This is a genomic window from Achromobacter spanius (assembly GCF_039673305.1).
In the GTDB taxonomy this organism is placed as follows: Bacteria; Pseudomonadota; Gammaproteobacteria; order Burkholderiales; family Burkholderiaceae_B; genus Achromobacter; species Achromobacter spanius_F.
Genome location: NZ_JBDJLJ010000003.1, coordinates 103,546 through 116,198 on the forward strand (window position 1 = coordinate 103,546; position 12,653 = coordinate 116,198).

The window sequence follows — 12,653 nt, forward strand, 5'->3', positions numbered from 1 at the left end:
CGGCTCGGTGGCCGGAAGGTGATCGCGGGAGCAACGCCGGTGCGTAAACGTCTCCGGAATTCCTACTTTGACGCGAGCAATGCGCGGCCTTTTGCCGTCAGCACCACCACTGCCTCGCCGCGCACCGTGCTTTCGCCGTGCGTCATGTCGATCAGCCCGTTCGCCGTGGCGTCTTCCCAGGCCGACAGCCGGGGGCAATTGGTGCGCCAAGCCTCCATGGTTTCGGCGTAGGTGCGTGGCCGCGCCGCGATCCACAGCAGGAACTGCACCAGGTTGCCCATTTGCGATGCGCCGGCCTCGATTTCTGTCTTTGGAATGTCAGGCATGGGGCGCCTCCGTTCTTGGGCCAGGGATGCGTCTTGACGATACTCCCGGACTTGCCTGGATTCCAGTTCATGCCTGCGTTTGCGAAGGGCAGGCCCGGCCCTCGTCAACGCAGGTTCGCGATGAATTCGGCGCTTTCGTCGCGGAATTGCCTGGCGATGGCGGTCATCGCCTCCAGGCTTTGATTCATTTTGCTGGCCAGGTCTTGCAGCTTGGTCATCTCAAGGCTCTGCATGCTGACCACGCTGGCCATTTCTGCATCCAAGGCGGCCAGACGGCTTTTATCTTCGTCCGTCGGATTGTGTTTGCTGGCGAGTTCGGCTTTTTTCATCGAGAGGGAGCGCAGTTGCTCATTCAGCGCCCCGACTTGGCCAGCCTGCTTTTCGACGAGGTCTTTCAGCGCGTCGTGCCGCGCCAGCATGATGGCGTGGAGCTTGGCGCCCGCGGATAGGTTTTCGGCGGAAATGGATGAACTGGCGCTGGGTCCGCCTGCGGTGATGGGGAAAGTCGACATCGGACAAAGCTCCTGGGGCGCCAGCGCCCGTGCGGTTCGTGGATAACGTCCGTAGGTAACAGTTCGCCGGCCCAAGTTCCTGGCGGGCCCGGGCATGCTAGCGCGGCGCCATGCCCTTGCGCAGCTTGTCGGGCGCTTCCATCAGCGACGCGGTCATGTCGTCGCGTTCCAGCACGCACGGTTCGGCATGCAGGTCTTTCATGAACTGGTCGTAGAGCTCGCCCGTGATTCCCGCCGGGCGCTTGAAGTCGCCGGATAACTGGTAGGCGCGCAGCAGCACGGACCGCAACCGCTTGACTTCCCAGAGCAGGGAGATGACGTCGGCGTTCCAGGGCTGGCGCTCGCGGATGATGCGCAGATCGGCGTGGGAGAGAGGAGTTTTGAACGGCATGGCGGAATACACTGTTTATTTGTACAGTATATTCCGCCTAAACCAGTGACGGGTCATCAGGGGTTTCGTCAGGTGCGTCGCCTCTCCCTGCTGCAGAGGTAACTCCAAAATACTTAATGTGAGAATTGTTGAGCTTCAAACGCGGCTTCCTCCGTAACATGTGCGAAAGCAAAATGAAAGGGAGGGGGCATGACGCTATGTGGCGATTGCGCGGCCATCGTTCCGAATCAGGCCGGCGCGCCCGGGCACGCCAACCTGATCAGCCTGGGACAGGTCCGCGCCTTGCATCTGGCTCGCCGCCGCGCGACGCACGAAGCTTTCACGTGCGCCGACTGCGGCGCGAATTGGGACTACCTGGAGGACAAGCGCGATCCGGCTGCGGGATGGACGCGCTGCGACCGGACCACGCCGGGGCAGGCCCCCGCGGCCGCGGATGAACGCGTGGCCTGAGGCCGCCGTTCCGCCCAAACTCGCAGGCCTGAATCACCCCTCGCGCGTCACACCACGCGCGTGCGCACCTGGCCTTCGGTGAACCAGCCGTCCAGGTTTTCGCGCACCAGATCCGCCATGGCCTGGCGCGTTTCGTGGGTGCCGCTGGCGATGTGCGGCAGCATCACCACGTTGTCCATGCCGTTCAATTCGGGGGGCGTGGCGGGTTCGTGTTCGAACACGTCCAGGCCGGCGCCGGCAATGCGCTTTTCCCGCAGCGCGGCGACCAGCGCCGCTTCGTCGACGACCGTCCCGCGCGCAATATTGATCAGCCAGCCGTCCGGGCCCAGCGCGTCCAGCACCTGCGCGTTCACCATGTGCCGCGTGGCGCCGCCGCCCGGCACCGCCAGCACCAGGTAGTCGCATTGCCCGGCCAGTTCGACGATGTCCGGGCAATAGCGGTACGAAGCCGGCGCGTCGGGACGCGGCTTGCGGTTGGTGTACAGGATCTCCATGTCGAATGCCTGGGCGCGACGGGCGATCTGCAGCCCGATATTGCCCAGGCCGACGATGCCGCAGCGCTTGCCGCTCATGCGGGTGCCCAGGCCAAACCCTTCCGTGGGCCAGCGGCCCGCGCGCACGAAGCGGTCGGCTTCGGCGATGCGGCGCGAAACGGCCAGCATCAGCGCCAGCGCGGTGTCGGCGACGCAGGCGTCCAGCACGCCCGGCGTGTTGGTGACGACGACATTGCGCGCCTTGGCGGCGGCCACGTCGATGGTGTCGTAGCCCACCCCGAAACTGAAGATGCCTTCCAGGGCGGGCAGGGCGTCGATCAATTCCTTCTTCGCGCCGAAGCGGCCGCTGGTGGCGATGCCGCGGATGGCGGGGCCGTGTTCGCGCAGCAGCGCCGCCGGATCCTGGGCCTCCCAGAGGCGATGGACGCGGTAGCGCGATTCCAGGTCGGCCACCAGTTCGGGCAGCAGGGGGCCAACCATCAGCAGGTCGGCGGCGCAAGCGGAAAGGGATGCGGTCATGGATACGGCTTATAGAGAGAAGGGCCCGCCGGGGCGGGCCGCGGTTGAGGTCAGTTGGTCTGGATGTTGCGGCTCTTGATTATCTGCCCATAGCGCTCGCGTTCGCTGGCGGCCAGGTCTTGCAGTTCTTTCGGCGTGGAGCCATGCGCCACGGCGCCCTGCGATTCGAGCTTGGCCTTGACGGCAGGATCCGCGGCGACGGCCCGGATCGCCTCCGACAGCTTGTCGATCACGGCCTGCGGCGTGCCCGCCGGCGCCAGCACGGCCGTCCACGAGCCGCTCTGCGCGTTCTTGACGCCGGCTTCATCGATGGTGGGCACGTCCGGCATGGCGGGCGAGCGCGCTGCGCCCGTGACCGCCAGCGCGCGCAGCTTGCCCGCGGTGACGTAGGGCATCGTTTCCAGGACCGACGCGAACAGCATGTCGACGCGGCCGGCCATCAGGTCGGTCATGGCGGGGCCGCCGCCCTTGTAGGGCACGTGCACCAGATCCACACCGGTGGCCTGCTGGAAGATTTCGCCGGACAGGTGCGGCGCGCCGCCCGTGCCCGAACTGGCAAACGTATGCTTGCCCGGCTGCGACTTGGTCAGCGTGACCAGTTCCGCGACGTTCTTGGCGGGCAGGCTGGCCGGCACCACCAGCACGAACGGCAGGTCCGAGAACAGGGAGACGGGCGCGAAGGCCTTCACCGGATCCGAATGCAGCTTGTAGATCCAGGGATTGATCGCCAGCATGCCGGAGTTCGCGAATAGCAGTGTGTAGCCGTCGGGCTGTGAGCGCGCAACCAGGTCGGCGGCGATCTGTCCGCCCGCGCCGGGCCGGTTGTCCACCACCACCGACGACGAGAATTTTTCACCGAGCGCCGCGGCCAGCAGGCGCGCCGAGATGTCGGTGCCGCCACCTGGCGAGAAGGGGACGATGAGATTGATCGGGCGGTCCGGATACCCCGCGGCGCTGGCGGCGCCTGGCAAGGCCGCGGCGGCGGTCCAGGCCAGCGCCGCGGCGATGAGCCGGACGCGGATCCGGGCGGTTTTCTTTGTCTCCATGGATTTTCTCTTTTGGCGTTGAAAGCGGCGCTAGCCGCGAAAAAATGGTGCTGCGGGGGAAATCTCCTGATGCGCGGTCCGGCCGGTTTGCGGCCTTGGATCCGAGTATAGGGAGGCCTGTCCATGGATAGCCGTTCGAGCTATAAATAGCATTAATCAATTCAAGGATTGAATCGATGGAGTTCCGCCAGCTTGAATGTTTCATCGCCGTGGCCGAAGAACTGCACTTTGGCCGCGCCGCCGAACGCCTGTGCATGACGCAGCCGCCGCTGTCGCGCCAGATCCAGCTGCTGGAACAGGATCTGGGCGTGACGCTGTTCGAGCGCAACAGCCGGCAGGTGCTGCTGAGCGCCGCCGGCCGGCGCTTCCTGCGCGACGCCCGGCACCTGCTTGAGTTCTCGGCGCAGGCCGCCGCGACGGCGCGCCGCACCTCCGGCGGCGAAGCCGGGCACATCACCCTGGGGTTCACCGCCGTGGCGGCTTACCGCCTGATGCCGTCCCTGATCATGCAGGCGCGCAAGCTGCTCGGCGGCGTGGAAATCCAGCTCCGCGAAACCGTGACCACCGACCTGAGCCGCCTGCTGCTGGCCCGCGAACTGGACGCCATCCTGGCGCGCAGCGTGCCTCAGCAGGCCGGCATCGAGTCGCGCCTGGTCGAGCGCGAGCCGCTGGTGCTGGCGCTGCCCGCCGGGTCTCCCCTGTGCGAACACGCCACGGTGCCGCTGCGCCTGCTGCAGGGACAGCCGTTCGTGCTGTATTCGCCGCGGGAGGGCAAGTACTTCTACGACCGCATCGTGGGCGCCTTCGGCCTGGCCGACGTGCAGCCGCAGTATGTGCAGCGTGCCGGGCAGACGCATACGCTGCTGGCGCTGGTGCGCGCGGGGCTGGGCGTGGGTATCGTGCCGGACTCGGCGCGAGAGCTGCGCTTCGAAGGGGTGGAGTTCCGGCCGATCGGGCAGCGCAATCTGTACGCCGACATGTACCTGGCCTGGCACGCGCAGCACGACAATCCCGCGCTGGACGCATTCCTGCAGCGCGTGGTGAAGGTGGACGGGTCGGGCGCTGTGCGGATCGGCGGACGGGAATGAGGCGGCGTCACGCCTGGCTGTCGTCGCGGCGGACACGGGCGGCGACATAACCCGGTGAATCCGTCGGCGCGGGCCTTTCCCTGTCCGCGCTGGCGCTCTGGTCCTCGGCCTGTTGCGCCGGGGTCGAACACGCGCTGAGCACCAGCCGGCATTCGGATCCTGTTTTGTCGCGGCAAAGGCGCAGACCGTAATCGCCAGTCTCCCGCCCATCCCAGTCTGTCTGGCCGATCGCGACAAAGTGGTGCGGGCCGTTCGCCGCCACTGCGATGCACTGGTTCTTGAAGCTTGCGTACACCGCGCATTTGGCGTGCGGTTCGTCTTCCCTGCAGGAGGCCAGCGCGCTGCGGCGGGCTTCGGCTTCCGTGCCATAAAGAATGGACGCGTAATAGCGGTAGGTCGACGACACGATCAGGGCGCCATGCAAGTCGGGCGATTGCGGCGCGGGTGCTCCCGTTGCGGTCGTGCATGCCAGAAACAGGAGCCATCCTGGAATGAAACGCGCCGCCGATTCGGGAAAGCGCATGGTCGTGCGGTGGGCGCGCATGTCGATCCCCAAAGTGGTTTACGACGACAGTAGCGGAGCCTCGCCAGTCAGGCTACTGGCTGTTCGGCTCACGGGCGGCGGCGCCGGCCCTAGTCCGCCTGACCCTTTCGGGCACGTCCGACCGGCCGCGATGTACGCTCGGTGCCGCCAACTGAAAGCGGACCTGCTTGCCGGGCCGTTGCACTTTCACGCGCACGGCGCGCCTTCGCCGCAACTGAGCTGGGCTAGCGAATAGGCGCGGGCTTGCCGTAGAGCAGCCGCGCGCATGCCAGTCCGGCGACGGCTGCGGGCACGGCGCCCATGTACAGGGGGAACAGCGCGGAAGACCAGGACAGGTCGCGTCCGCCGAACGTCAGCAGAAAGGCAAAGGCATAAACCGCGCCGATGACGCCCATGCGCAGAATGGCAAGCCACGAAGGCGCCAGCGGCTTGAGCGCGCCCGCGGTCATCCCGCAGAACATTGCCGGCACGATGCCGAAGATATAGGCCCAGGGCAGTCCGAAGATCCCGAACATCAGGCCGTCGGTGCTCCGGGTGACGGCGGCCATGACCAGGGCAACGACGGCGATGCCCACGGCAGGCCCGACGAACGCAAAGATGGCGGCGCCGGCGACCATGTCGCGGCCGATGGTGCGGGCGGTGTCCCCGGCCCTGCGCTGCATGCGGCGATAGAAGACAGAACCTAGCGTAAGCGCCAGAAGCACGGCGCCGGTGATGTAGAGCATCGGGTCAATTCCAGATTGAAGGGAAACAGGAGCTGTGTCCGCGCATCCCGCGTGGCCGGCACGATGCGCGCATCAGGGCATTTTCTTCTTGCCCAGCAGCGTCAGCGTCAGGCTGCGGCCGGTGCGCATGAAGGGGTAGAGCGCTTTGGACAGGCAGGTGTTGCTGAAGATGGCGGCGTTCACGCGGTTGAACAGGTCGTTGCCCGTGCTGAGCAGAGCCAGCCGGTGAATGGCGTCCGAGCCCCAGTAATCGCGGCCGTCCAGGTGCAGGATCATGCCCTGGTTCAGGTCGTAGCCTTGCGCGCGGTGCCGCGCGGCCAGATCGGGATGGTCGCGCATGTTCAGCATGGCGATGGGGCCAGCGGCCTTGCGCAACTGCACCATCCGCACGTAGTTCGAGCAGAAGGGGCAATCGCCGTCGTAGAGGAGGTAGTTTTCGTCGGACTGCATCATCGGGATCCGTCGGTAGTTCCAGGAACATACCTCATAAATCCGGTTTGACGTTCCGGCAGTCCGATGAAGGGGCGATTCGGCGGCCCGGAAAACCGGTGTCCAGGCAGGGCCGCGGCCGCCTGCGGGCAGGCGCGGTGCGGCCGGGCTCGGCTCGCCGCGCGTGCATCGGGCCCGATGGAGCGCACGGCAACTGGCGCGGCCGCCGCGGGCCGCTAGCCGCCCCGGTGTCCGTGATAGCGCGGCGCGGCCACGGCGCGCGTGTTTTCCTTGTGCTGCGAGCCGACCAGCGCCTTGCGGCGCGCATCTTCATGCTGATGCTCAGCTTTGGCGCGCGTTTTGTCCGCCTGCGGCGGCGCATGAGGGTCGGGCGCGGCGGGGGGCGCCGCATGGCGGGAGTCGGGGCGGGGAGTGTTGGGCGTCATGATGCGTACCTGCGAAGGCGACGCGGCATATGCCGCGCTTTCACGTTACGCCCCGTCCTGGCGATTCTCCAGGGATCAATTGCAACAGCTTGCCGGCGCTTCAGGTCCGCGGCCGGCGTGCCGGCGCTTCCTTGTCCTGCGCCCGCCAGCTTCCGCGCAGTTCGGCGATCCGGCGCAGCGCGCTTTGCGACATCTTCCACCAGCCGAACGGCCGCGGATCGGCCAGCATGCTCATGGCGCGGGCGTAGTCCAGGGTCAGGCCCGGCGTCCAGGCCATGGTCAGGGCGCGCTTGCGGATCTGGGACGCCACCCACAGCTCCGGCGTCAGCAGCAGCCGGATCAGCACCCGCCAGCCGGCCTCGCCGCCATGCAGGCGGCCCACGACGCCGTCCAGCGCGGCGTCCAGCGCGCCCGACACCGTGCTGGAGCAGTTGCGGTGCGTCAGGTTGTAGGTCGAATTCTTGCGGTATTCCTCCCAGAACGCCGCCAGCTTTTCCGCGTCGTAGTTCCGGATCCGCACGCGGATGGTAGACGGGCACCAGGCCTTGGATTCGGTGGCGTAGTCGGGCTGGTAAACGCCCGGAATGTCGTTTTCGGCGGTGGCGCGCAGCAGGGCGCTGAAATCGTCGGGCGACCGGTCGATCTCTTCTTGCGGATAGAGGCTGATGTAGATGCCCTCGGGCGATTCCAGCGCTGCGTGGCCGGTGGAAATGACGCCATTGACGTCCACCGCGGCGATGTAGCGGTCCACCACCGGATAGCTGCGGGTCTGCGTCTTGGCCGAGCCGGACGGCGTCCAGACGTGCACCGTCAGCGCCCGTTCGGAATCGGCCGGCGGGCCGTCCCAGACCCGCGGCGCGGCTTGCTCCGGCGCGGTCGGGGCAAAACCCATCGACTGCGTGGCGGCAAAGGCGGGATTGGAGGAAAGGTGCCGCACGCGGCGCGCCAGCCACAGGAGCTTCATGCCCGCGATTCCCAGGAAGAGGCCCAGGCAATACGGCACGGTGCCCAGGTAATTGGTGGGATAGGGCTGGAAAAAGAAGATGGCCAGCAGGATTTCCGCCACGCCGCCGGCAAACGCATAGCGCCAGCGCTCATAGCGCACCACGTAGCCGGCGATGCACTGCAGCAGCCCGTCCACCAGGAACAGCGCGCCGAAGATCATCGACAGCACGAAGTGGCCGTGATGATGGCCGGCCAGGATCAGGCCGCCCGCCAGCAGGACGAACAGGCCCTTGGCGTAGCGCAGGACGCGCTGCCCGCCCACGCCGCTGGAGGCGATCAGCAGCGTGCCCAGGCCTTCGATGATGAAAAGGATGGCGAAGGCGTTCAGGGGGAAATAGGCCGCGCCGTCCAGCGCGTCGATGAACACGACGATCCCCGCCAGCAGGAAGACCGCGCCCGCGATGGCCAGCGCGCGCCAGCGCTGGCGCAGGTAGGTCACTCCCAACAACAACAGAACCAATTGCGGCATGGCGCGGCCCCGGCGAAAGTCGATAACGTGTACATGAAAAATAAAAGCTGCCGGGGGAATGCGTCAATGCGCGCGTCGCCTGCTTCAGCCGCTTGAGTGCCATGGCCTCCTGCCCGCCGCGGATGCATTCGCGGGCGGCGGGCTGGTGCGTTCAGGCGTCGCCGGACGTTGCGGCGGGCGCGCCCCAGGCCAGGCTCATCGCATAGCCGCGCACGTCCTGCGGCCATTGAGCGACCTGCCGCGCATACGCTTCGCGGTCATCGGCATACAGGGCGCGTGTCGCTTCCTCGAATCCGGGCAGATCGCCCGCCATGCTGGACATGAACCGATAGGCGGCTTCCTGGCGCTGGCGCTTCGCATCCTGCGCCTCGTTGTCGCGCCGCGCCTGGTCCACCAGCTTGCGCAGCGCCACCGACGCGCCGCCGGGCTGCGCGGCCAGCCAGTCCCAGTGGCGCGGCAGCAGCGTCACTTCGCGCGGCACCACGCCAAGCTTGGGCCGGCCACGGCCGCGGGGGGCGCTGTCCGGTTCCGCATCCAGGTCCTGGTCCGGGTCGACGGTATCGGCGGTATCTGCTGGCGTGTGCCGTTCGACGATCTGTGCTTCGTTGCCGCTCAGGTCCAGGTCCACCTGCTTGCCGGTCGAATCCTGGAACACAAGAATCGTGTGGTCCCCGCGGGCCACCATGGCGTGCTTGACCGCCAGCGCCACGTCGGCAAGCGGGCCGGCGGCCAGGATGCGATGGCCTTCAAAGGCGGTATGCGGGTCGGAGGGAAGGGGTAGGTTCATTGCTGTACCTTTTATATCCGGGTGAATTTCGTGGTTCAATTATTGTCCGGGTAAAAATTGCTGTCAATATAACCCGGGTAAAAATAATCCGGGACAGAGAGGGTCGCTGCGGAGGCGATAAATATCCGTCCGAAACCTAGGGAGAACACCTAGTCAAAACATGCTGTCGGCGTATAATCTTGCTTTGCGCCCGGAGTTACCCATGCGTCTCGTTCAAAAAGCGCTCACCTTCGACGATGTGTTGTTGGTGCCTGCGTATTCCGAGGTGTTGCCGCGCGACACCTCCCTGGCCACGCGCCTGACTCGCAACATCAGCCTGAATATCCCCCTCGTGTCCGCCGCCATGGACACCGTCACCGAATCGCGTCTGGCCATCGCCATGGCGCAAGAGGGCGGCATCGGGATCATCCACAAGAATCTTTCCGCCGACGCCCAAGCGCGTGAAGTGGCTCGCGTCAAGCGCCACGAATTCGGCATCGTGATCGATCCGGTCACCGTCACCCCCCAGATGAAAGTGCGCGACGCCATTGCGTTGCAGCGCCAGCATGGCATCTCGGGCCTGCCGGTCGTCGAAGGCCGCAAGCTGGTCGGCATCGTCACCAACCGCGACCTGCGCTTCGAAGAAAACCTGGATCAGCCCCTGCGCAACATCATGACGCCGCAGGAACGCCTGGTCACCATGAAGGAAGGCGCCACGCTGGATGAAGCGCAGGCCCTGATGCACAAGCACCGCCTGGAGCGCGTGCTGATCGTGAACGACGGCTTTGAACTGCGTGGCCTGGCCACCGTCAAGGACATCGTCAAGAACACCGAACACCCGATGGCCAGCAAGGACGCCCAAGGCCAGCTGCGCGTCGGCGCGGCGGTGGGCGTGGGCGGCAACACCGAAGAACGCGTGGAAAAGCTGGTCGCCGCAGGCGTCGACGTCCTGATCGTCGACACCGCGCACGGCCATTCCAAGGGCGTGCTGGAAGGCGTGCGCTGGGTCAAGCAGAACTACCCCAAGGTTGAAGTCATCGGCGGCAACATCGCCACCGCCGCCGCCGCGCGCGCGCTGGTCGAGTACGGCGCCGATGGCGTGAAGGTCGGCATCGGCCCCGGCTCCATCTGCACCACGCGCATCGTCGCAGGCGTCGGCGTGCCGCAGATCCATGCCATCTCCGAAGTCGCCAAGGCGCTGGAAGGCACGGGCGTTCCCCTCATCGCCGACGGCGGCATCCGCTACTCCGGCGACGTCGCCAAGGCGCTGGCCGCCGGCGCGTTCGCGTGCATGATGGGCGGCATGTTCGCCGGCACCGAAGAAGCGCCCGGCGAAGTCGTGCTGTTCCAGGGCCGTTCGTACAAGTCGTACCGCGGCATGGGCAGCCTGGGCGCCATGACGGAAGGCTCGGCCGACCGCTACTTCCAGGACCCGGCCAACAACGCCGACAAGCTGGTCCCCGAAGGCATCGAAGGCCGCGTCCCCTACAAGGGCAGCGTGCTGGCCATCATTTACCAACTGGTCGGCGGCATCCGCGCCTCCATGGGCTACTGCGGCGCCGCCACCATCGACGACATGCGCACCAAGACCGAGTTCGTGGAGATCACCTCCGCGGGCGTACGCGAGTCCCACGTGCACGACGTGCAGATCACCAAGGAAGCGCCCAACTACCGCGCCGACTGATCCGCACAGTCAACTACAATGTCATGCATCACGCACCGGCAGAACCGCAAAGATCAGCGGGTCTGCCGGTGCGGTTTTATTTACAACGGGTAGAGTCTCCATGCACCAGCGCATTCTTATCCTTGACTACGGTTCGCAAGTCACGCAGCTGATCGCCCGCCGCGTCCGCGAGGCCGGCGTCTATTCCGAAGTCCACCCGGGCGACGTCGACGACGCCTTCGTGCGCGAACAGATGGCGCAGGGCCTGAAGGGCATCATCCTGTCCGGCAGCCACGCCTCCGCCTACGAAGAAGGCTCCATGCGCGTCCCGCACGCCGTGTTCGAGCTGGGCGTGCCCGTGCTGGGCATCTGCTACGGCATGCAGTCCATGGCGCAGCAGCTGGGCGGCGTGGTCAGCTTCTCCGACCACCGCGAATTCGGCTACGCCGAAGTCCGCGCCCACGGCCACACCAAGCTGCTGGAAGGCCTGGAAGACTTCAGCACGTCCGAAGGCCACGGCATGCTCAAGGTCTGGATGAGCCACGGCGACAAGGTCACCGAGCTGCCCCCGGGCTTCAAGCTGATGGCATCCACGCCGTCCTGCCCCATCGCCGGCATGGCCGACGAAGACCGCCGCTTCTACGCCGTCCAGTTCCACCCCGAAGTCACGCACACCGTCCAGGGCAAGGCCATGCTGGCCCGCTTCGTGAACGAAATCTGCGAATGCACGGGCGACTGGAACATGCCCGACTACGTCTCGGAAGCCGTCGCCCGCATCCGCGAGCAGGTCGGCACCGACGAAGTCATCCTGGGCCTGTCCGGCGGCGTGGACTCGTCCGTTGCCGCCGCGCTGATCCACAAGGCCATCGGCGACCAGCTCACCTGCGTCTTCGTCGACCACGGCCTCCTGCGCCTGGACGAAGGCAAGCAGGTCATGCAGACCTTCGCCGAAAACATGGGCGTGAAGATCATTCACGTCGATGCCACCGCGCAGTTCATGGGCAAGCTGGCCGGCGTCGCCGACCCCGAAGCCAAGCGCAAGATCATCGGCCGCGAATTCGTCGAAGTGTTCCAGGAACAGGCCGGCAAGCAGCAAAGCGCCAAGTGGCTGGCTCAGGGCACCATTTACCCGGACGTCATCGAATCCGCTGGCGCCAAGACGGGCAAGGCCACGTCCATCAAGTCGCACCACAACGTGGGCGGCCTGCCGGACACCCTGAACCTGCAGCTGCTGGAACCCCTGCGCGAACTCTTCAAGGACGAAGTCCGCGAACTGGGCGTGGCCCTGGGCCTGCCGCCGCAGATGGTCTACCGCCACCCGTTCCCCGGCCCCGGCCTGGGCGTGCGCATCCTGGGCGAAGTCAAGCATGAATACGCCGAACTGCTGCGCCGCGCGGACGCGATCTTCATTGAAGAGCTGCGCAACACCAAGGACGAGGCCAGCGGCCTGACCTGGTACGAGTTGACCTCGCAGGCGTTTGCCGTGTTCCTGCCGGTGAAGTCGGTGGGCGTGATGGGCGATGGGCGTACGTATGAGTATGTCGTGGCGCTGCGTGCGGTGCAGACGTTTGACTTCATGACGGCCGATTGGGCTCCGCTGCCGCATCCGTTGCTGGCTCGGGTGTCGTCGCGCATCATCAATGAAGTGCGCGGCATCAATCGGGTTGTTTACGACGTGTCGAGCAAGCCGCCTGCGACGATCGAGTGGGAGTGATCCTGCTCGCTGTAGATAGGTAAAAGAAAAGGCGCTCCGGCGCCTTTTCTCTTGGGTCTTCACACC

General features: G+C 66.2%; 15 protein-coding genes. 4 read left to right on the forward strand and 11 right to left on the reverse strand.

From position 1 onward, the window contains the following. Positions 1 to 62: 62 nt before the first annotated feature. From ABE485_RS04565 to ABE485_RS04575, 3 genes are all read right to left on the reverse strand, one after another. A complete protein-coding gene (locus ABE485_RS04565) occupies positions 63 to 326 on the reverse strand; it encodes a hypothetical protein (protein ID WP_346513790.1) in 264 nt (87 codons plus the stop codon). 104 nt (positions 327 to 430) lie between these two features. Next, entirely contained in the window at positions 431 to 838 is a 408-nt protein-coding gene (locus ABE485_RS04570; RefSeq protein WP_346513792.1) for a hypothetical protein, read from the reverse strand. A 97-nt stretch (positions 839 to 935) separates the two neighbouring features. Further along, positions 936 to 1,229 carry a hypothetical protein gene (locus ABE485_RS04575; protein WP_346513793.1) on the reverse strand — a complete coding sequence of 98 codons (294 nt, stop codon included), beginning with the start codon at positions 1,227 to 1,229 and terminating at the stop codon, positions 936 to 938. Positions 1,230 to 1,418: 189 nt separating this feature from the next. On the opposite strand from ABE485_RS04575, the gene ABE485_RS04580 reads away from it, so the two are divergent. Continuing rightward, on the forward strand, positions 1,419 to 1,679 hold the full coding sequence (locus ABE485_RS04580; RefSeq protein WP_346513794.1) for a hypothetical protein: 261 nt from the start codon (positions 1,419 to 1,421) through the stop codon (positions 1,677 to 1,679). 47 nt (positions 1,680 to 1,726) lie between these two features. Here the strand turns inward: ABE485_RS04580 and ABE485_RS04585 are convergent, their stop codons facing one another. Further along, positions 1,727 to 2,692, reverse strand: a complete 966-nt coding sequence (locus ABE485_RS04585) for a 2-hydroxyacid dehydrogenase (protein ID WP_346513796.1) — start codon at positions 2,690 to 2,692, stop codon at positions 1,727 to 1,729. A 50-nt stretch (positions 2,693 to 2,742) separates the two neighbouring features. Continuing rightward, positions 2,743 to 3,738 carry a Bug family tripartite tricarboxylate transporter substrate binding protein gene (locus ABE485_RS04590; RefSeq protein WP_346513797.1) on the reverse strand — a complete coding sequence of 332 codons (996 nt, stop codon included), beginning with the start codon at positions 3,736 to 3,738 and terminating at the stop codon, positions 2,743 to 2,745. A gap of 176 nt (positions 3,739 to 3,914) precedes the next feature. Here ABE485_RS04590 and ABE485_RS04595 point away from each other — a divergent pair, with 176 nt between their 5' ends. After that, complete coding sequence (locus tag ABE485_RS04595; RefSeq protein ID WP_346513798.1) at positions 3,915 to 4,826, forward strand: LysR family transcriptional regulator; 912 nt, start codon at positions 3,915 to 3,917, stop codon at positions 4,824 to 4,826. A 7-nt stretch (positions 4,827 to 4,833) separates the two neighbouring features. On the opposite strand, the gene ABE485_RS04600 is transcribed toward ABE485_RS04595, so the two are convergent. The 6 genes from ABE485_RS04600 to ABE485_RS04625 form a co-directional block, all read right to left on the reverse strand. Further along, on the reverse strand, positions 4,834 to 5,370 hold the full coding sequence (locus ABE485_RS04600; protein WP_346513799.1) for a DUF4189 domain-containing protein: 537 nt from the start codon (positions 5,368 to 5,370) through the stop codon (positions 4,834 to 4,836). 224 nt (positions 5,371 to 5,594) lie between these two features. Then, on the reverse strand, positions 5,595 to 6,095 hold the full coding sequence (locus tag ABE485_RS04605; RefSeq protein ID WP_346513800.1) for a hypothetical protein: 501 nt from the start codon (positions 6,093 to 6,095) through the stop codon (positions 5,595 to 5,597). Between the two features lie 72 nt (positions 6,096 to 6,167). After that, positions 6,168 to 6,545, reverse strand: a complete 378-nt coding sequence (locus ABE485_RS04610; RefSeq protein ID WP_346513987.1) for a DCC1-like thiol-disulfide oxidoreductase family protein — start codon at positions 6,543 to 6,545, stop codon at positions 6,168 to 6,170. A gap of 215 nt (positions 6,546 to 6,760) precedes the next feature. Then, a complete protein-coding gene (locus tag ABE485_RS04615; protein ID WP_346513801.1) occupies positions 6,761 to 6,970 on the reverse strand; it encodes a hypothetical protein in 210 nt (69 codons plus the stop codon). A 100-nt stretch (positions 6,971 to 7,070) separates the two neighbouring features. Continuing rightward, the gene (locus ABE485_RS04620) at positions 7,071 to 8,444 is read right to left on the reverse strand and encodes an HdeD family acid-resistance protein (RefSeq protein WP_346513802.1); all 1,374 of its coding nucleotides are present in this window, start codon (positions 8,442 to 8,444) and stop codon (positions 7,071 to 7,073) included. A 151-nt stretch (positions 8,445 to 8,595) separates the two neighbouring features. Then, a complete protein-coding gene (locus ABE485_RS04625) occupies positions 8,596 to 9,231 on the reverse strand; it encodes a DUF2239 family protein (RefSeq protein WP_346513804.1) in 636 nt (211 codons plus the stop codon). A gap of 202 nt (positions 9,232 to 9,433) precedes the next feature. Between ABE485_RS04625 and guaB the strand changes: the two genes are divergently transcribed. After that, complete coding sequence (gene guaB / locus ABE485_RS04630; protein WP_008158424.1) at positions 9,434 to 10,894, forward strand: IMP dehydrogenase; 1,461 nt, start codon at positions 9,434 to 9,436, stop codon at positions 10,892 to 10,894. A gap of 100 nt (positions 10,895 to 10,994) precedes the next feature. Next, positions 10,995 to 12,587, forward strand: a complete 1,593-nt coding sequence (gene guaA / locus ABE485_RS04635; RefSeq protein WP_346513806.1) for a glutamine-hydrolyzing GMP synthase — start codon at positions 10,995 to 10,997, stop codon at positions 12,585 to 12,587. The last annotated feature ends 66 nt before the right edge of the window (positions 12,588 to 12,653 follow it).

What these genes read in the sequence shown, in the direction of transcription:
- ABE485_RS04565 (WP_346513790.1), bottom strand. Translation starts at nt 326, where the DNA reads ATGCCTGACATTCCAAAGACAGAAATCGAGGCCGGCGCATCGCAAATG.
- ABE485_RS04570 (WP_346513792.1), bottom strand. Translation starts at nt 838, where the DNA reads ATGTCGACTTTCCCCATCACCGCAGGCGGACCCAGCGCCAGTTCATCC.
- ABE485_RS04575 (WP_346513793.1), bottom strand. Translation starts at nt 1,229, where the DNA reads ATGCCGTTCAAAACTCCTCTCTCCCACGCCGATCTGCGCATCATCCGC.
- ABE485_RS04580 (WP_346513794.1), top strand. Translation starts at nt 1,419, where the DNA reads ATGACGCTATGTGGCGATTGCGCGGCCATCGTTCCGAATCAGGCCGGC.
- ABE485_RS04585 (WP_346513796.1), bottom strand. Translation starts at nt 2,692, where the DNA reads ATGACCGCATCCCTTTCCGCTTGCGCCGCCGACCTGCTGATGGTTGGC.
- ABE485_RS04590 (WP_346513797.1), bottom strand. Translation starts at nt 3,738, where the DNA reads ATGGAGACAAAGAAAACCGCCCGGATCCGCGTCCGGCTCATCGCCGCG.
- ABE485_RS04595 (WP_346513798.1), top strand. Translation starts at nt 3,915, where the DNA reads ATGGAGTTCCGCCAGCTTGAATGTTTCATCGCCGTGGCCGAAGAACTG.
- ABE485_RS04600 (WP_346513799.1), bottom strand. Translation starts at nt 5,370, where the DNA reads ATGCGCGCCCACCGCACGACCATGCGCTTTCCCGAATCGGCGGCGCGT.
- ABE485_RS04605 (WP_346513800.1), bottom strand. Translation starts at nt 6,095, where the DNA reads ATGCTCTACATCACCGGCGCCGTGCTTCTGGCGCTTACGCTAGGTTCT.
- ABE485_RS04610 (WP_346513987.1), bottom strand. Translation starts at nt 6,545, where the DNA reads ATGCAGTCCGACGAAAACTACCTCCTCTACGACGGCGATTGCCCCTTC.
- ABE485_RS04615 (WP_346513801.1), bottom strand. Translation starts at nt 6,970, where the DNA reads ATGACGCCCAACACTCCCCGCCCCGACTCCCGCCATGCGGCGCCCCCC.
- ABE485_RS04620 (WP_346513802.1), bottom strand. Translation starts at nt 8,444, where the DNA reads ATGCCGCAATTGGTTCTGTTGTTGTTGGGAGTGACCTACCTGCGCCAG.
- ABE485_RS04625 (WP_346513804.1), bottom strand. Translation starts at nt 9,231, where the DNA reads ATGAACCTACCCCTTCCCTCCGACCCGCATACCGCCTTTGAAGGCCAT.
- guaB (WP_008158424.1), top strand. Translation starts at nt 9,434, where the DNA reads ATGCGTCTCGTTCAAAAAGCGCTCACCTTCGACGATGTGTTGTTGGTG.
- guaA (WP_346513806.1), top strand. Translation starts at nt 10,995, where the DNA reads ATGCACCAGCGCATTCTTATCCTTGACTACGGTTCGCAAGTCACGCAG.